General features: G+C 74.2%; 15 protein-coding genes and 1 pseudogene. 7 read left to right on the top strand and 9 right to left on the bottom strand.

Annotation, left to right across the window (positions count from 1 at the left end):
* The first annotated feature begins 39 nt into the window (after nucleotides 1–39).
* Nucleotides 40–1,176 carry a phosphoserine transaminase gene (serC, locus tag AB0C69_RS07615; protein WP_345173197.1) on the top strand — a complete coding sequence of 379 codons (1,137 nt, stop codon included), beginning with the start codon at nucleotides 40–42 and terminating at the stop codon, nucleotides 1,174–1,176.
* Between the two features lie 48 nt (nucleotides 1,177–1,224).
* Here the strand turns inward: serC and AB0C69_RS07610 are convergent, their stop codons facing one another.
* Nucleotides 1,225–2,136 (bottom strand): hypothetical protein, encoded by a 912-nt coding sequence (locus AB0C69_RS07610; RefSeq protein WP_360351055.1) that lies wholly within the window; start codon nucleotides 2,134–2,136, stop codon nucleotides 1,225–1,227.
* Nucleotides 2,137–2,761: 625 nt separating this feature from the next.
* Between AB0C69_RS07610 and AB0C69_RS07605 the strand changes: the two genes are divergently transcribed.
* Nucleotides 2,762–4,054 (top strand): hypothetical protein, encoded by a 1,293-nt coding sequence (locus AB0C69_RS07605; protein ID WP_360351052.1) that lies wholly within the window; start codon nucleotides 2,762–2,764, stop codon nucleotides 4,052–4,054.
* Between the two features lie 32 nt (nucleotides 4,055–4,086).
* Nucleotides 4,087–4,569, top strand: a pseudogene (gene cpaB / locus AB0C69_RS07600) (Flp pilus assembly protein CpaB); the annotation flags it as partial.
* On the opposite strand, the gene AB0C69_RS07595 reads toward cpaB, so the two are convergent.
* Complete coding sequence (locus AB0C69_RS07595) at nucleotides 4,506–5,357, bottom strand: LLM class F420-dependent oxidoreductase (RefSeq protein ID WP_360351049.1); 852 nt, start codon at nucleotides 5,355–5,357, stop codon at nucleotides 4,506–4,508. The pseudogene cpaB and the gene AB0C69_RS07595 overlap by 64 nt on opposite strands.
* 65 nt (nucleotides 5,358–5,422) lie before the next feature.
* Here AB0C69_RS07595 and AB0C69_RS07590 point away from each other — a divergent pair, with 65 nt between their 5' ends.
* Complete coding sequence (locus AB0C69_RS07590; RefSeq protein ID WP_360351046.1) at nucleotides 5,423–5,908, top strand: MarR family transcriptional regulator; 486 nt, start codon at nucleotides 5,423–5,425, stop codon at nucleotides 5,906–5,908.
* Between the two features lie 12 nt (nucleotides 5,909–5,920).
* On the opposite strand, the gene AB0C69_RS07585 is transcribed toward AB0C69_RS07590, so the two are convergent.
* The 3 genes from AB0C69_RS07585 to AB0C69_RS07575 are packed head-to-tail and all read right to left on the bottom strand — an operon-like array spanning nucleotide 5,921 to nucleotide 8,163.
* Nucleotides 5,921–6,616: a cupin domain-containing protein gene (locus AB0C69_RS07585; RefSeq protein WP_360351043.1), complete on the bottom strand. Its 696-nt coding sequence runs from the start codon at nucleotides 6,614–6,616 to the stop codon at nucleotides 5,921–5,923.
* Between the two features lie 9 nt (nucleotides 6,617–6,625).
* Nucleotides 6,626–7,543, bottom strand: a complete 918-nt coding sequence (locus tag AB0C69_RS07580) for an NADP-dependent oxidoreductase (RefSeq protein WP_345186396.1) — start codon at nucleotides 7,541–7,543, stop codon at nucleotides 6,626–6,628.
* Between the two features lie 35 nt (nucleotides 7,544–7,578).
* Nucleotides 7,579–8,163: a Uma2 family endonuclease gene (locus tag AB0C69_RS07575; protein ID WP_353835374.1), complete on the bottom strand. Its 585-nt coding sequence runs from the start codon at nucleotides 8,161–8,163 to the stop codon at nucleotides 7,579–7,581.
* A gap of 205 nt (nucleotides 8,164–8,368) precedes the next feature.
* On the opposite strand from AB0C69_RS07575, the gene AB0C69_RS07570 reads away from it, so the two are divergent.
* Together AB0C69_RS07570 and AB0C69_RS07565 are read left to right on the top strand one after the other, a co-directional pair.
* On the top strand, nucleotides 8,369–8,932 hold the full coding sequence (locus tag AB0C69_RS07570; RefSeq protein WP_360351039.1) for a DUF1707 domain-containing protein: 564 nt from the start codon (nucleotides 8,369–8,371) through the stop codon (nucleotides 8,930–8,932).
* Nucleotides 8,933–9,045: 113 nt separating this feature from the next.
* Complete coding sequence (locus tag AB0C69_RS07565) at nucleotides 9,046–11,541, top strand: sialidase family protein (protein ID WP_360351036.1); 2,496 nt, start codon at nucleotides 9,046–9,048, stop codon at nucleotides 11,539–11,541.
* 231 nt (nucleotides 11,542–11,772) lie between these two features.
* Here AB0C69_RS07565 and AB0C69_RS07560 read toward each other — a convergent pair whose 3' ends face one another.
* The 4 genes from AB0C69_RS07560 to AB0C69_RS07545 form a co-directional block, all read right to left on the bottom strand.
* The gene (locus tag AB0C69_RS07560; RefSeq protein WP_345186343.1) at nucleotides 11,773–11,958 is read right to left on the bottom strand and encodes a hypothetical protein; all 186 of its coding nucleotides are present in this window, start codon (nucleotides 11,956–11,958) and stop codon (nucleotides 11,773–11,775) included.
* 153 nt (nucleotides 11,959–12,111) lie between these two features.
* Entirely contained in the window at nucleotides 12,112–13,968 is a 1,857-nt protein-coding gene (locus AB0C69_RS07555) for an endonuclease/exonuclease/phosphatase (protein WP_360351033.1), read from the bottom strand.
* Between the two features lie 241 nt (nucleotides 13,969–14,209).
* Entirely contained in the window at nucleotides 14,210–15,298 is a 1,089-nt protein-coding gene (locus AB0C69_RS07550; RefSeq protein WP_360351030.1) for a Zn-dependent alcohol dehydrogenase, read from the bottom strand.
* A gap of 69 nt (nucleotides 15,299–15,367) precedes the next feature.
* Nucleotides 15,368–15,559, bottom strand: a complete 192-nt coding sequence (locus tag AB0C69_RS07545) for a ferredoxin (RefSeq protein ID WP_185033317.1) — start codon at nucleotides 15,557–15,559, stop codon at nucleotides 15,368–15,370.
* A 237-nt stretch (nucleotides 15,560–15,796) separates the two neighbouring features.
* On the opposite strand from AB0C69_RS07545, the gene AB0C69_RS07540 reads away from it, so the two are divergent.
* Nucleotides 15,797–16,453: a class I SAM-dependent methyltransferase gene (locus tag AB0C69_RS07540; protein WP_345186399.1), complete on the top strand. Its 657-nt coding sequence runs from the start codon at nucleotides 15,797–15,799 to the stop codon at nucleotides 16,451–16,453.
* The last annotated feature ends 77 nt before the right edge of the window (nucleotides 16,454–16,530 follow it).

Genomic DNA, 16,530 nt, shown 5'->3' with positions numbered 1-16,530 from the left:
ACCCACGATCTTCGCCGCAGGTCAGATAGCCTCGGGTGAGTGACCGACAGCGCGAATCCCACCATCGACATCCCCGCCGATCTCAGGCCCGCCGACGGCCGTTTCGGGTGCGGTCCCTCCAAGGTCCGTCCCGCGCAGCTCGCCGCCCTGGCCGAGTCCGGCTCGACCTACATGGGCACCTCGCACCGGCAGAAGCCGGTGAAGTCCCTCGTCGGCCGCGTCCGGGAGGGGCTCGCCGAGCTCTTCTCGCTGCCCGAGGGGTACGAGGTCCTGCTCAGCAACGGCGGCACCACGGCGTTCTGGGACGCGGCCGCGTTCGGCCTCGTCCGGCAGCGGTCGCAGCACCTGACCTTCGGCGAGTTCTCCAGCAAGTTCGCCAAGGTCACCACGGGTGCGCCCTGGCTGGGGAACCCCACCGTCATCTCCGCCCCGCCCGGCACGCACCCCGAGGCGTCCGCCGAGGAGGACGTGGACGTCTACGCGCTCACCCACAACGAGACCTCGACCGGCGTCGCCATGCCGATCAGGCGCCCGGCGGGCACGACCGCGCGGGACGGCCTCGTCCTGGTGGACGCCACGTCCGGCGCGGGCGGCCTGCCCGTGGACGTGTCCGAGACCGACGTCTACTACTTCGCGCCGCAGAAGTGCTTCGCGGCGGACGGCGGCCTGTGGGTCGCGCTCGCGTCCCCGGCGGCGCTTGAGCGGATCGACGAGATCGCCTCGTCCGACCGGTACGTCCCGGAGTTCTTCAACCTGAAGACGGTCGTCGACAACTCCGCCAAGGACCAGACGTACAACACCCCGGCCGTGGCCACGCTGCTGCTGTTCGCCGAGCAGATCGAGTGGATGAACGGGCAGGGCGGCCTCAGCTGGACGACGTCCCGCACGGCCGACTCGTCCCAGCGGCTGTACACCTGGGCCGAGAAGACCTCGTACACGACGCCGTTCGTGGTCGACCCGGCGCAGCGTTCGCAGGTCGTCGGCACGATCGACTTCAGCGACGACGTGGACGCGGCGGCCGTGGCCAAGGTGCTGCGCGCCAACGGCATCGTCGACACCGAGCCGTACCGCAAGCTGGGCCGCAACCAGCTGCGCATCGGCATGTTCCCGGCGATCGACCCGGGCGACGTCGAGGCGCTGACCGCCTGCGTCGACTACGTCGTCGAGCGCCTCTGAGACGAGCCGGAGCCCTCGGGGGGCCACGCCGCTCCCCCGAGGGCCGGTTCAGGCGACGGTCAGCAGACCGCCGGTGCCGCCCGCCTGCCGCACCACGCGATGGAGCAGGCCGGCTCGGTCGCCCTCGGCGTCGGCCGGGGTGAAGCCCGTCCAGACGCGCGGGTCCACGTCGGTGTCCCGCGCCGTGGGCACGAACGCCGCCGTCGCGAGGACCTCGGGCAGGTCGCGGCGCCCGGGGCGGCGCTCCATGCCGACCTTCAGGTAGGTGCCCTCGCGCAGCAGCACGACGGCGGCGAAGCGGACCCGGGTGTGCCGCTCGACCTCCCGGAACCAGCGCGGGTTCGACGCCCAGTAGATGTTCTGGTCGGTGTCCACGGCCATGGTCAGCGGGCTGAGCGCGCCGCGCGCCAGGTGCACCTCGGTGGGACGGTCGCGCTCGACCCACGCCAGCGCGACCCGTCCGACCAGGGCCCCCAGAACGCCGGTGATCTCGGCCGGGGGCCGGCGGCCGGCCAGCAGCCCGAGGATCGGCTCGCTGCCGGTGGCGCCGGACGCGGGCGGCGGCGCGAACCGCGCCCGCAGGCCGGCGGCGTCGATGGCGCCGTCGTACGCGCCCACGACCGTGGCCGGCGCGCCGGCGACGACCATGGGGCCGGCGTCTGCGGCGTCGGCCGGAGACCCCTGCGCCGCCCAGCGGGTGTGCCCGACGGCCACGGCGGCACGGTCGAGTTCGTGCAGGAACTCCGGCCGCCAGACCCCCGAGAACCGGCCGCGCCCCTTCACCACCCGGCAGCCCCCGCCGCCGGCCCCGCCGAGCCCCGGGGCGGCGCCGAGCAGCGCCAGGCCGGCCGCGTCGGTCCCCCGCTCCTCGGCGAGAGCGCCCAGCATGACGAACACGTCCGACGCCCGACCCGGGTCGGCCGCGAACGGCGAGCGCACCACCCCGAACAATCCGCACATGCAGGTTGAGATGCAGATCGCGGGCGGGCGGTTCACCCCCGCGGCCTGGGCACGCACCGTGACCGGCCTTACCGGTGCTTATCACCCCATCAGCCACATTGGCCCCGATTAATTCCCACCATTGATCGGGGGCCCGGCGCCCCGCCCTGTCCAGGGCCCTGGGGCCTACTTCTATGGCCGCATGTGGACCTTTCGTCCGCCGTTGATCAACGCTCCGCACGTCAGAGAGAATGGCCAGGTGGGGGCGACCTCTGGAGAGGAGAGTGAAAATTCCACTCTTCTGGGAGCGGACCGGCGACGGTAGCGGACGACTCCCGCGATCATCCGCTCCGACCAGGCAAAACACCATTCTCACCGACCGCCTGTCAGGACGGATGTGACAGGTTTTCCCGAACGTGTCACCACCATCGGGAACCTTGGTGGCGGACGCGGCATCGAACAATGCGATGCTCCCCGGTTTTGACGCCGGCACCCCTGCCGGAAGGACTAATCCCTTGAATGGTGACAGCCGTAATGACTATAGTCATCGATTCCGTGACCAGACGAATATATCGTCTGCCGTTCGGTCGCCGTTCAGGACGGGAGGGTTCCGCCCGGTGAGGCCTAGAGATCATCTGAGGTGCCCGTGACCGCGGTGGTGCTGGTCGGCGACTTCCCCAGCACGGGAGTCCTGCAGGCCACGGTGGCTCAGCGGGTGGCCGTGGAGGGCCACGGCGACGAGGCCGCGCCCGCCTTCGTCGACCACATGGAGTACGCCCTCCGGCGGCGCGGCGCCGTGCTGGTGCTGTACCCGGCGTGGAAGAGGAGCCGTGCGCAGCGGCTGGTGCGCCTGGCACGCTCCGCGCTGCTCACCGACCGGATCGCCGGCCTGCCGCTCGACGTGCCGCCGCTGGCGCTGTCCCTGGTCGCCGACCAGTTGACGTTCGCGTCGGCCCACGCGCGGCCCGGAGTCCTCGCGACCCTCGCCCACCGGCTCTGCGCGACCCTCCACGCCGGAGCCTGGGTGAACAGCGTGGCGCGCCTTGAGCACGTCAAGACCGGACTCGGGGCGCACGTCTCGTCCTACCTGCCCGGCGGCGGGTTCTCGGTGACGGCAGGCGCCCACCCGGAGGTGCACCGCATCACCGCCGCCAAGCCCGTCCCGCGCCTGGCGTCGCGGCCCGCCGACCCCGTGCTGATGCTGGTGGCCGACGCGAACGGCGACGCCGGTTGGCTCCAGAGCAGGATGCGGCCGGTGCTCGCGGCGGTGACGTCGACCGCGGTGGCCCCGCAGCCGATGAGCGCGGAGTACTGGGGGACGAAGAAGTACACCGAGTTCGTCGCGTTCAGCGGTCACCCGCACGCGCTGCGGAGCCTGCTGGCCGGTTCTTCGTACAGGGCGTGCGGATGGTGCGGCGAACCGACCGCGCTGCCCGAGTGCCCGTTCTGCCTCATGGTCCAGCCGGCCCGGGAGGCGGCGCCCACCGAGGCCGTTCCCCCTGGTCACCCGCAGCGGCCGCACCCTCAGCCCTCTGGGGCCCAGCCTCCCCGTCCCCAGCCCTTACCGCCCCAGCCCTTACCAGCCCAGCCCCAGCCCCCGGCTCCCCAGCATGTCCAGCGACCCGCCGCCCCACCGCAGCCGTCCTGGCCGCAGGCTCCGCATCCCCCCGCGCCCCACCCCGTCCAGCCTCCCCAGGTCCGGCCCGACGAGGAGGCGCCGCCGACACGCCCGCAGTACCCGCACCACCAGGACGGCGGTCCGCCGTCGGCGCCCCCCGACCAGACCGATGACGCCCCGTCCCTCACCACGCTCCTCGACGACGCGGCGCCCCGGCGGTCCGCGGCGCCGGACTCCCCGCCCGAGCGGACGCCCCGGACGACCCCCGACGACGAGTGGCGCGAAGGAACCGTCATCTTCCGTCCGCAGCGCCGCCGGTAAGCCTCCCTGCCCCCCGACCAGAACGGAGTCCCATGAACCCGCGCCAGCGACGTGGAGTTCTGCTGATGATCCTGGCTGCGCTCGGCGCCGTTGCCGTGTTCATCAGCATCATCGGCTATGTCGGCTCTGTTCGGGCCGAGGTCGGTGTGAAGACCGACGTGCTCATGCTCAAGCGCGCCGTCCCCGCCTTCAGCCCGGTCACCGCGGCGGACCTCGACCGCATCCGGGTGCCGAAGCGGTGGTCGCCGGAGACGATGGTGACCGACACGGCCGCGCTCAACGGCAAGGTCGCCGCCGCCGATCTTCCGGCGGGGGCCTACTTACAGACGGGCATGCTCGTCCCCGGCCCGACCCTGCAGCCCGGCCAGCGCGAGATCGCGATCATGATCGACGCCGAGACGGGCGTGGCGGGCAAGGTCCACGAGGGCATGCCGGTCGACATCTACGCGACCTACCAGACGCAGAAGGGGAACCAGCAGCAGTCCTGCGCGGCGCGGATCGTCCGGGCGGCCAGGGTCATCCAGATCGGGCAGACGACCCAGGCTAAGGACGAGAAGAACAGCTCGGTGACGCAGTCCCGGACGTACCCGGCGTCCGGGGGGCGGGGCGGGCTGATCGAGACGTGGAGGGGATCGCGGCCCTCCTCGGCGGTCAGGGTTCGCAGGCGGGCGATCGTCTCCGCGGCGGCGCGGCGTCCGAGCATCCACCCGTACCAGCCGTCGGCGTGCCGGGCGGCCCGGCGCAGCGCGGCGGGGCTGTGGCCGCCCGTCACGACGGGGATCGGCCGCTGAACGGGCCGGGGATGGGCGTCCACGCCCGCGAAGTCGACGTGGCGGCCGTGGAAGGACGGTTCGTCGTCGTACCAGAGGGACCGCATCGCCGCGAGGTACTCGTCGGCGCGGGCCCCGCGCCCCTCGGGCGGAAGGCCCACCGCGCGCATCTCCGGCTCCAGGTATCCGGCGGCGGTGCCGAAGACGAGCCTGCCCCGGCTGAGCACGTCGAGGCTGGCGAGCTGCTTGGCGAGGACCAGGGGGTTGCGCTGCGGCAGGACGACGACGCCGGTGCCGAGCGCGATCCGCTCGGTGCGGCCGGCGAGGTGGGCGAGGGCGACCAGCGGGTCCAGGAACGGCGCGTCCGGCTCGGCGGGGGACGGCGCGACGCGCGGGCGCGGCAGCACGACGTGGTCGCCGGCCCAGACGGAGTCGTATCCGAGGTCCTCGGCCAGGGCGGCGATCCGGGCGGCGACGTGCGGGTCGGCGCAGGCGTGCAGGTTGACGGCGAAGAGCCCGAGAGTTGGTGCCATCCGTAGATAATCGAACTTTTCTATGATCGAGTCAACTGGTGATCGAACGGATATATCCTGCTGCCATGGCGGAGGGTGCGATGCGCGACGGGCTGCCGGAGGGGCTCGCGTCCCTGGCGGGCTTCCAGCTGTCCAAGTGCGGGTGGTGGCTGGAGCAGCGGCTGGAGGAGGAACTGGAACCGCTCGGCATCCGTGTGCGGCACTTTCTCGTGCTGGCGATGCTCAGCACGTCCGAGACGCTGTCGCAGCAGGAGATGGCCGACTACCTGCTGCTCGACCCCACGCTGATGGTCGGGCTCGTGGACGACCTGGAGGCGCGCGGCCTCTGCGAGCGTGCCCGCGACCCGCACGACCGGCGGCGGTACCGCGTCCGCGTCACCGAGGACGGCCGCGCTCTGCACCGCCGGGCGCGCGCCCTGGCCGACGCGGTCGGCGAGGACGTCTTCGGGCAGCTGTCGGACGGCGAGTTGAGCACCGTGGTCCGGGCGATCGGCCGGGTCATGGAGCCGTTCTGGGCGGAGCAGGCGGTGCGCCCGCGCCGCAAGCGGTGAGGGGCCCGGCGGTCAGAGGGCGCGGAAGTCGGCGAAGTCGAAGCCGGGGGAGACGACGCAGCTGACCAGGACCTCCTCGCCCCCGGCCGGGCGGGCGGCCTGCCAGGCGCCGGGCGGGACGAGGGCCTGCGGCACCTGGCCGCCCGCGACGTCCGCGCCCAGCGTGACCTGCTCGGGCGCCGGGGACGGACGGTCGCCGTCCCCGCCGAGCAGCAGGGTCAGCGGGCCGCCGGAGTGCCACAGCCACAGCTCCGCCGACCGGACGGCGTGCCAGATCGACTCCTCGCCGGGCGGCAGCAGGAAGTAGATGGCGGTGGCGGCGGCCCGCTCGCCCGGGTAGCCGTCCGGCGTGAACGCCGCGTCCGACCGCCACGTCTCGCGGTACCAGCCGCCCTCGGGGTGCGGCAGCAGGTCCAGCGCCTCGGCGGTCGCCGGACGGTCCAGGGCCGCGACGTGCCGGCCGTCGGGGCCGCGCCGCAGGTGGCGGACGCGGGACGCGGTCGTGCGGTCGACGACGCCGCGCGCCGGGACGGCGCCGGGAGCGGGGTCGAGGGTGACGGCGACGAGCGGGCCGCCGGTGAACTCCCGGTCGGCGACGGCCAGCAGGCCGGGCTCGTCGTCGGGCGCCCACACGGCCTCCGCCTCCCCGAGGACGAAACGGGGACCGGGCTGGGCCCGCCAGGCGTCGAGCGTCGTCAGCAGCAGCACGCTCCGAGCCTAGACCGTCAGCACGATCTTTCCGGTGACCCGGCCGGTCTCGCCGCGCTCGTGGGCCTTCGCCGCCTCCTCCAGCGGGAACACCGAGTCGATCTCGGCGCGGAGTTCCCCGGCCCCGGCGAGCGCGGCGATCCGCTCCAGCGCGTGGTGGTCGGGCTCGACGAGCAGGCTCTCCGCGCGGACGCCGGTGGCGTCCATGGCGTCGAGCCTGCTGAGCACGAGCGACACCAGCGTCCCGCCCGGCCGGAGCACCCGCAGCGAGCGCGGCCCGTAGTCGCCGCCGATGGTGTCGAGGACGACGTCCACGTCCTCGACGACGTCCGCGAAGTCGACGCCGCGGTAGTCGATCGGCTCGTCCACGCCGATCCCGCGCAGGAAGGCGTGCTTGCCCTCGCTCGCCGTCCCGATCACGTGGGCGCCGCGCGCCTTGGCGATCTGCACGGCCAGATGCCCGACCCCGCCCGCCGCCGCATGGATCAGCACCCGCCGGCCCTCCCGCACGTCGGCGGTGTCGACCAGCGCCTGCCACGCCGTCAGCGCGGCCAGCGGCAGGGCCCCGGCCTGCACGTGGTCGATGGCGGACGGCTTGGCGACGAACGTCCGGGACGGCGCCGCGACGTACTCGGCGTGGGAGCCGGCACCGAACGGGTAGCGGAGCATCCCGAAGACCTCGTCGCCCGGCTTGTGCAGCGTCACGCCCACGCCGACCTTCTCCACCACGCCGGAGACGTCCCAGCCGAGGGTGAACGGGGGCCTGCCGAGGAAGCCGCCGTGGGCCCGGTGCTTCCAGTCGGTCGGGTTCACCCCGGCCGCCCGCACCCGGACGAGCACCTCCGTGGGCCCCGGCTCCGGCCGCTCGACCTCGACCACCCTGAGCACCTCGGGCCCGCCGAGGACGTCCTGCCGGATCGCGCGCATCTTCTCAGTCATGGGACGTAGAACCGCGCCGCCCGCTAGTCCATTTCGGAGAGGCGGGCCGGGTCGAAGACGATCGGGTAGGGGCGGTCCAGGGCGAGGGTCTCGCCGGAGCGCGCCTTGCCGGCCAGTTCGTAGCGGCCGTCGCGGAGTTCCAGCAGGGTGAGGGCGGGACGCGGCTCCAGGTCGACGAGCCAGTAGTGCGGGATGCCGGTCGCGGCGTACTCGTCCACCTTGCGGACGCGGTCGATCTGCTCGTTGACCGTGCGCGGCGTGACGACCTCGGCGACCAGGAGGAGGTCGGGGCCGTAGTAGGTGCGGGTCTGGCGTTCGAGCGCCGCGCGGGCCACGTCGCGGGCGACGACGAAGACGTCCGGCTTGCGGACGCCCGCCGGGGTGGTGACGTCCTGCGGCGCTCCGGCGACGTGCACGTCGGCGTCCGCCTGCCGGGCCGCCTCCTTCAGGACGGTCTTGAGCTGCTCGGCCGCGTGGTCGTGCCACAGGTCGCCGGGCAGTTCGTTGAGCCAGCCGTCGGCGAGCTCGTAGCGGCGGCCCTCCTCGGGGAGCGCGTCCAGGTCGTACAGCGTGTACGGACCGTGCGCACGGCCGACCGTGCCGCCCATGGACCGACCCCCTGACCTCGATGAACGGGCTGATCCGAATCTAGTGGACGGCCGTCCGGAAAGAGCGCAGCCATGATCGCGCGTCGGGATGCGGACGAATGTCTCGATAGCCGAGCGACGGCGAGTTAAGATACATCGCGTCTTGACCCTCCAGTCGCTGGAGGAGCCAGGCTGTCGAGGCGGAAACGCCCGAAGGAGAGATGCGATGAGCGTCGAGCAAGACCGCGCCGTGCCCGCCGTGCGCGCCTCGGACCGCGACCGCGACGAGATGCTCGTCCGGCTCCACACCGCCTTCGCCGAGGGGCGGCTGAGCGAAGCCGAGCTGGACGAGCGCATCGACCTGGCCCTGGCCGCGCGCACCTACGACGACCTGGGCGCGCTGGTCGCCGACCTGCCGTCCGGGCGGGCCGCCCGGGAGGAGACGGGGAGGGCGCCCGCCGGACGGTTCCAGGTCGCCTACAAGGGGTCGGTGGCGAAGGCCGGGCGCTGGCGCCTGCCCGAACGGTTCACGACCGTCGTCTACAAGGGGACGGGCCTGCTCGACCTCCGCGAGGCCGACCTGGACGGAGAGGTCACGACGCTGTGGGTGCTCGCCTACAAGTCCACGGTGCAGATCGTCGCTCCGCCTGGGGTCCGCGTGGAGGCGGACGGCGTGGGCGTGTCCGCCGAGGTCCGCGGCGCCCCTCCGTCCGGGGCTCCGGTCCTGCGCGTCAGGGGCTACGCCTACAAGGGAGCGATCAACGTGAAAGATCGGATATCTCGGGCGTGAGGTGATAGAACGCTCCCGCGGCCCCCATCGGCCGCCGTTCACGTGGATGTCAGTACAAGGCCGCCCGTGGCGCGATGTGATGGTGACTCGACAGGGACCGTGAAGGAGCGCGTGTGACGGCGAGGACCCCGGAGCAGCACGAGGCCCGGCGGACGGCCGAGGAGGGCCCGGCGGACTCCCGCCACGTGCGCCGGCGCCTCACCTTCGGCGTCGCGGGCGACCTCGCCGACATGCCGGCCGCGCGGTCGCCCTGGCAGCGCGCCTACGAGGCGTGGCGGTCCGCCGGGCTGGACTGGGGCCACGGCGCTCCGGCCCCGGAGGCCGCGCCGAGGCCCGCGGGCCGCGACGCCGCCCGCGCGAAGTCCCCGGCGAAGTCTTCCGTGAAGTCCTCCGCACAGCGCGGGCCGGCGCGGCCGCGCCCGGTGAGCCCCGACCCGCACGACGTCCGGGTCGCCGGTCCGCCCCGGCCCCGGTCCCGGCCGGAGCCCGGGCCGGCGATGCGGTCCGGACCCACGCGGCGGCTGCGCGCGCGGGCCGCGGTCGCGGCCGGGCTCGCCGTGGTCGCCGGCGGCGCGGTCTACGCGGTGTCCCGGGGCGACGCCGGGCCTGCGGAGCAGGGCGTCCCCGGGCCCGTCGCGGCGGACCGGCTGTTCGCCCCCGACCCGGCCGCCACGAGCGACGGCCTCGTCCAGGACCTCACGACCATCGCCTCCGCGGGCGGCACCGTCGTCGCGGCGGGCACCGAGGGCGACGGCGTCCCCGGCCGGGAGCGGGCCCGCTTCCTCGTCTCCGCCGACGCGGGGCACGCCTGGTCGCTCGCGGCGCTGCGCACGGCGGACGGCTCGGCCGTGCCCGCCGGCGACACCCCGCGCCTGATCGACGGCGGCGCGGGACGCTGGGCGGCGCTCGGCCGCACCTCCGCCGGAAGCGTGACGGCGTGGACGAGCGAGGACGCCGCGACCTGGACGCGCCGCCCGCCCGCCGCGGGCTTCACACCGTCCGACCAGGTGAACGACCTGGCCCGCACCGGCCAGGGCTTCGTCGCCGTGGGCGCGTCCGGAGGCCGCGCGGTGGCCTGGAGTTCGGCGGACGGCCGCGCGTGGCAGCGCGTCGACGGCCTCCCGGGGATCATCGCCCTCGACCGCGTCGCGGCGTCCGGCAACGTGATCGTGGTCCACGGGACGTACGGCAGGAAGGTCACCGAGAAGCGGGGCAGGAAGAAGGTCACCCGGACCGTGCGGACCGACGGCCTCTGGCGGTCCACCGACGGCGGCCGGACGTGGACGTCCGCCGGGGTCCCGCAGGCGCAGGGCTCGTTCGGGCCCATGAAGGGGCTGGCGGTCGGCCCCGGCGGGTTCGCGACGGTCCGCGAGGGCAGGCGGACGACCGGCCGCGGGAAGCACCGCAGGACGGCGCGCTTCGGCGTCCTGTTCACCTCGGCGGACGGCACCGGCTGGCGGGCCGCGGGCCGGTTCGGCGGGGGAGGCGTCGAGCGCTTCGACGGCACCTCCTCGGGGCTCGCCGTCATCGTCCGGGGCGCAGCGGCCGGCCAGCGGGGCGCGCGCACCGTCCTGCGCAGCGCGGACGGCCGCACCTGGCAGCCGGGGGGCACCGTCCCCGCGCCGGTGCGCGGCAGCGGCCTGACGGTCGCCGACGGAAAGATCAACATCTCCGGGCGGCAGGGCGACGACGGCTACCTGTTCGGCGTGGACCTGCGCACCGTCCCGGGGGCCGTCCACCCCGAGCGCTCGGTCAGGTCGCTCGCCGCGGGGCCGGGGGTCTCCGTCGCGGTGGGCAGCACCAACGGCAACGCCGCGATCTGGACGTCCCCCGACGGCCGCGCGTGGAGGCGCGCCGGGTTCCCCGCCACGGCGGGCCTGCTGTCCGACGCCGTCCGCGGCGGGCGCGGCTGGCTGGCCGTCGGCCGCGCGTCGGGCACGTCCCCCGGCCCCCTCGCGCTGACGTCGCAGGACGGTCTCACCTGGCAGAAGCCCGTTCTCCCGGCGGGTCCGCCGCCCGTGGCCGCCGCCGCCGGGCCGGCCGGGTATGTCGCGGTGGGGACCGGGGTCGCCTGGCGCTCGGCCGACCTGCGCACCTGGAGCCGCGCGGGCCTCGACGGCGCACCGGCCGACGTGGCCGCGACGAGCAGGGCCTACGCGGCGGTCGGCGGACGCGGCAGGGTGCCCGCGGCCTGGACGTCCCCGGACGGCCTCACCTGGACCGCCGCCCGGCTTCCGGCCGGCCTCACCGCTCCGCTGACCCAGGTCGCGGCCCGGGGCGACACCCTCGTCGCGATCGGAGGCGACGCGGCCGCGCTGGTGTCCACCGATGCCGGGGCGACCTGGACGCGGCACGACCTCGGCCCCGGCCTGAGCGCCACCGCGCTCGCGGCGACGCCGCGCGGTTTCGTCGCGGCGGCCTCCGCGAAGGACGACGCGGCGGTTCTGACGTCACCCGACGGCGTGAGCTGGCGGCGGGTCGCCGTTCCCGGCCTCACCGGACCCGGCGACCAGCGCCTCACGGCCCTGTCCGCCGCGGGCTCCACCGTCCTCGCGACCGGCGCCGACGCCGACGCCCTGATTCTCTGGCGCGCCCCCGCGCTCGGCTGAGCGCGGCGGCGCGGCGGTCAGCCGTTGCAGCCGCAGGAGCAGCCCTTCGCGCACGAGCATCCGCCGCCATGTCCGCAACTGCAGTCCTTTTTCGTCATGAGCGGAAAGTAACTTTTGCGGCACTTGTCGTCTATGACCCGGGTGGGGACGTGCACCTGTCGGCAAGGACACGGGCCGTCCCTCCGCGGGGGAAGAGGGACGGCCCGTGCCCGGTTCGGGGGACGCGAGGGTTCAGAAGTTGATGTGGAAGTCCACGCCGAGCAGGACGAGGATCCAGAGGAAGACGGCCAGCAACGCGCTGACGATCTTCTCGACCAGGCCCTCGTCGATGTAGCCGCGGTCCCAGGCGATGAACACGCCGATGATCAGGTAGATGAGGCCGAGCAGGCTGATGTGCGGCCGATATCGGGTCGCCATGGAAGGCGTCTCCTCCCGGTGGGGGGTTGTGCCGATCGGACGCTGCCCCGCCGGTCAGGAGAAAAACCCCGGAGGTATTCCGGACCTAACCGTGACGCTACTTTCGGCATCTCCCAAATTCGGAGACCCTATCGGCCGCCCGCCCGGGGGCCTCTACCGGCCGGTCACCGCGATGCGGACGACCGTGGGATCGCGGTCGCCGGCACGGTCGGCGAACTCCGCGCTGCGGTGCACCACGTCGAACTCGTGCCGGTTCGCGCGCAGCGACGGGCTCAGCAGGATGTGGTCGAGGTCCTCGGAGTTGCCGCCGGTCACCGCCGTGTAGCGGTCGCCCGCGGGCAGCTCGGCGGGCAGGTCGGCGAGTCCCGCGCCCTGGGCGAGGGTGCGGACCGGGGCGGAGGTCCCGCGGTCGCCGAGGTCGCCCGCCACGATCACGCGGGCCCGGGCGTCGACCTTCCGGACGGAGTTCACGAAGCCCGCGACCACGCGGGCCTGCGCGTCCCGGCGCCATTGGGTGGGCTGTGAGGGCGGCTGGCGGCGCCCGAACAGCGGCTGGTCGTCGCCGGTGCGGGGGAACCACTGGTTCGCGACGACGATGATGCGGCGCCCCCGCCAGGTCACCTCCCCGGCGATCGGCTTGCGGGCGCCGGCCCACGCGGCGTCGCCCGGCGCGATCCGGCCGGGGCTCAGCGTGAGACCCGCCGCGCCGCCGCGCGGGACGGCCTGGACCGGCGTGACGGCCGGGTCGGGGCGTGCGGGCGGGGCGTCGGGGACGGGGTCGGCCAGCGCCGGGCGGTCGACGAACGAGAGGCCGCGGTCGGTGCGGAACAGGAACCCCACCCGCTCGTTGGTCCCCTTGCGCCCGCCGTCGGCGTTGTCGCGCGGCTCGACCGAGCGCCAGTCGTAGGCGGGGCCGCCCGCCGCGCTGATCGCCGTGACCAGCTGCGCGACGCTCTGGTCGTCGGTGACGGTGCCGTCGTCGTCGGGGCCGCTGTTGTCGCCGAGACCGCTCACCGCGACGAGGTCGGGGGAGCGCAGGCCGTCCACGATGTCGCGCGCGGCTGCCTCGAAGCGCGCGGCCGGGGCGTCGGGGTCGAGCCCGTCCAGCCCGGCGGTGGCGACGGCGAGCTCGCCGGGCCGCTGCGGCCGGGTCGCCTCGCGGGCGAGCCCGCCGGGGGCGCGCCGCGGCGTCGCGGTGAGCAGCAGCTTGTAGTCGGCGTAGGAGTAGTCGAGGACCCCGGTGTTCGCGCCGGGCAGCCGGTCGCCGACGTCCATGCCGGGCAGCGGGGCGAGCGCGTCGTCGAGGATGACGCGCTCGGGGTTGGCGTCGCCGTCGCGCAGCAGGACGCCGCCGCGCGCCGTCCGCGGCCCGGCGCCGGCGCCCCCGGAGGGCAGCACGGGCAGCTCGCCGAAGCGGGACGGACCGGCCGCGACGGCGTCGCGGAGCTCGATCCGCATGCCTTCGAGGGCCTCGTAGAAGTCCAGGGCGTCGCGGCGGGGGTCGAACGCGCCGCCGCGCTCCACGTTCCCCAGCCCGTGGTCGATCACGCCCGGCGGTCTGAGCCCGCCCGCGCCGAGCACGAGGGCGGGCGGCGGGGGCGTCCCGTGCGCGTCGACCGTGGTCGCGGTGGCGTCGATCTCCGTGCGGGTCAGCCCGCCGGACGCGCCCCCGTCCGGTCGGAACTCGCTGACCCGGCCGTCGACCCGGACCGCGTCGCCGGCCGCCGCACGCGGCCGGTCCCGGGTGAAGACGAAGACGCCCTCGGACGTCGCGGCGCTCCTGTCGGGACGCGGGTCCTGCATCCAGAAGCCGTTGGAGGTCACCGCCGTCACGACCCCCGGGACCCGGGCGACCGCGGCCCCGTTCAGCGGCGAGATGTGCGCCGCGCCCTGGATGTCGTGGATGCGGACCGCCCGCGGAGCGGCGTGCGCGGCGGAAGCCGGGAGGAGCGGACCCAGGAGCACCGCCGTGAAAGCCGCCGCGGCCGGGAACCACCGCAGACCGTGCACCAATCGCGCTCCATGACGACTCGCCGCCCGACCCGAACAGACAAGGATGATACGCGTCCGGGACCCACCCCCGCCCCGACCATGCGACAACCCGGGAGCCGCGATCGCGTCCGAAGGCAGATTCGAGCGAAGCGAGAATCTGATCGCGCAGCGAGCCGTCAAGGCGAGACGGAGCGATGCCAGCGATCGCCCGCTTTTTCGACGATGGAGGGCCCTCCGGGCCCGAAGGAGGAGAAGAAAGCTAATCGAACAGGACGACTTGGCGGATGACTTCGCCGTTGGTGAGGGCGCGGACGGCGTCGTTCAGGTCCTCGAAGCCGATCCGGCGGGAGATGAGGCTGTCGATGTCGAGCTTCCCGGCGCGCCACAGGTCGACGAACAGGGGGATGTCGCGCTTGAGGTCGCAGCCGCCGTAGAGGGACGGCTTCAGCCTCTTGCCGTCGAACAGCAGCGCGAACGCCGTCTGGCTCCACTCGTCGTCGGCGGCGCCCGCGCCCACCACGATGACGTCGCCGCCGCGCCGGGTCGTGTTCCACGCCGTGGTGATCGCCGCGGACTTCCCGACGACCTCGAAGGTGTAGTCGAAGCCCGCGCCGCCGGTGAGGAGCCCCTTGGTCTGCTCCAGGTCGTCCAGGGTGGCGGTGTGGGTCGCGCCGAACTGCTTGGCGATGGGGTGCTTGGCCTCGTTCGGGTCGATCGCCAGGATGGTCGACGCGCCCGCGATCTTGGCGCCCTGGATGACGGAGAGCCCCACGCCGCCCGCGCCGACCACCGCCACCGTGGAGCCCGGCGTGACCTTGGCCGTGTTGATGACGGCGCCGACGCCGGTGGGGATGCCGCAGCCGAGCAGGGCCGCGTACTCGAACGGGATGTCCTCCGCGATCTTGATCACGCCGCGCCGGGGGAGCACGATCTCCTCGGCCCAGGTGCCGGTGCCCGCCATGCCGAACGCTGGGCTGCCGTCGCCGAGCGTGAAACCCGGCTCGGAGAACGACTGCGCGAGGTAGGTCATGCACAGGTACGGCTCGCCGCGCAGGCACTCGGCGCACTCGCCGCAGTCGGGCGTCCAGTTGACGACGACGTGGTCGCCCGGCCGGACGCCGGTCACCCGGTCGCCGACCTCCGCCACGACGCCCGCGCCCTCGTGGCCGATGACCGTCGGCATCGCGGACGGCAGCACGCCGGTCATGGTGGACAGGTCCGAGTGGCAGACCCCGGTCGCCTTGATCTTGACCTTGACCTGGTCGGGACCCGGATCGATCGTCGAGACGTCGTCGCGCAGGTCGAGTTCCCTGTCGCCGACCGCATGCAGTACCGCGGCGCGTGCCATGGCTGCCTCCACTGTGCCTGAGCTGTTGCCGTCTGGGGTGGGTGAACGGGGACCGGGGGCAGCCGCCGGCTACTCCTCCAGCGCCAGGGCGGCCTTCGGGCACGACCGCACCGCGTGGCGGACGCGGTCCTGCTCCTCGGGCGGGACGTCCGGCCGCAGGATCTGCAGCTCGTCGTCGTCGTTGAGGTCGAAGACCTCGGGTGCGAGCCCGACGCACACGGCGTTCGCCTCGCACACCAGAGGGTCGACTCGTACTCTCATCGCTCTGCTCCGTTCGGGGGACTCACCCGTCAACCTACCGAATAACGTTCGGAAACGGGTGGCTCACCTCGAAAGTAGAACACGTTCCAGTCTGCTCCGGCAAGACTCCGCGTGAGACTCGCGTCTCATCCCGGCGATGTCGGATATGGTGCCCGGACGGAGGAGATCATGACCCACACCAAGGCGTCCACCGCACCGGGGACGACCAGCGAAGGCGCACCGCCCTCGGCGGCGCCGATGCCCGCCGAACTGCTGCGCGCCGCGCGCAGCGCCCGGGGCTTCATGCCGGACGGCGAGGGCCTCGCGCTGTACGAGACGGGGCTGGAGTACGGCGGCCGCCTGGCCGGGACCGGGCCCATGCTGGAGGTCGGCACCTACTGCGGCAAGTCCGCCGTGTACCTGGGGACCGCGGCCAGGGCGGCGGGAACCGTCCTGGTCACCGTCGACCACCACCACGGCTCGGAGGAGAACCAGGCGGGCTGGGAGCACCACGACCCGTCCCTGGTCGACCCGAGCACCGGCCGGATGGACACCCTGCCCAAGTTCCGCAAGACGATGGCCGCCGCGGGGCTGGAGGACGAGGTCGTCGCCATCGTCGGGCAGTCCCGCACCGTCTCGGCGTTCTGGCGGACGCCGCTGGCGCTGCTGTTCATCGACGGAGGCCACGCCGAGGAGCACGCGCAGGGCGACTACGAGGGCTGGACGCCGCACGTCGCCGTCGGCGGGGCCCTGGTGATCCACGACGTCTTCCCCGACCCCCGCGAAGGCGGACGGCCGCCCTACGAGCTCTACCTGCGGGCGCTGGCGAGCGGCGCCTTCGAGGAGCGCCGGGCGGAGGGCTCGCTGCGCGTCCTGGAGCGCGTCAGCGACGCCGACCCGCTCACGCCCGCCTGACCGGCGTTCCCGGCCGCCGCAGCGTGTCGGCGGCGCGCTCGCGGGCCGCGGTCGGCGGCAGCCCGCACATCCGGGCC

Source organism: Actinomadura sp. NPDC048032 (assembly GCF_040653175.1).
Taxonomy (GTDB): Bacteria; Actinomycetota; Actinomycetes; order Streptosporangiales; family Streptosporangiaceae; genus Spirillospora; species Spirillospora verrucosospora.
Note: the sequence above shows the minus strand (reverse complement) of the source record. Positions and strands in the feature narration are given on the sequence as shown.

Excerpts from the sequence above, each read along its gene's own strand:
- AB0C69_RS07570 (WP_360351039.1), top strand. The coding sequence starts at position 8,369 with ATGAGCGTCGAGCAAGACCGCGCCGTGCCCGCCGTGCGCGCCTCGGAC.
- AB0C69_RS07540 (WP_345186399.1), top strand. The coding sequence starts at position 15,797 with ATGCCCGCCGAACTGCTGCGCGCCGCGCGCAGCGCCCGGGGCTTCATG.
- AB0C69_RS07580 (WP_345186396.1), bottom strand. The coding sequence starts at position 7,543 with ATGCGCGCGATCCGGCAGGACGTCCTCGGCGGGCCCGAGGTGCTCAGG.
- AB0C69_RS07575 (WP_353835374.1), bottom strand. The coding sequence starts at position 8,163 with ATGGGCGGCACGGTCGGCCGTGCGCACGGTCCGTACACGCTGTACGAC.
- AB0C69_RS07610 (WP_360351055.1), bottom strand. The coding sequence starts at position 2,136 with ATGTGCGGATTGTTCGGGGTGGTGCGCTCGCCGTTCGCGGCCGACCCG.
- AB0C69_RS07560 (WP_345186343.1), bottom strand. The coding sequence starts at position 11,958 with ATGGCGACCCGATATCGGCCGCACATCAGCCTGCTCGGCCTCATCTAC.
- AB0C69_RS07595 (WP_360351049.1), bottom strand. The coding sequence starts at position 5,357 with ATGGCACCAACTCTCGGGCTCTTCGCCGTCAACCTGCACGCCTGCGCC.
- AB0C69_RS07545 (WP_185033317.1), bottom strand. The coding sequence starts at position 15,559 with ATGAGAGTACGAGTCGACCCTCTGGTGTGCGAGGCGAACGCCGTGTGC.
- AB0C69_RS07550 (WP_360351030.1), bottom strand. The coding sequence starts at position 15,298 with ATGGCACGCGCCGCGGTACTGCATGCGGTCGGCGACAGGGAACTCGAC.
- AB0C69_RS07590 (WP_360351046.1), top strand. The coding sequence starts at position 5,423 with ATGGCGGAGGGTGCGATGCGCGACGGGCTGCCGGAGGGGCTCGCGTCC.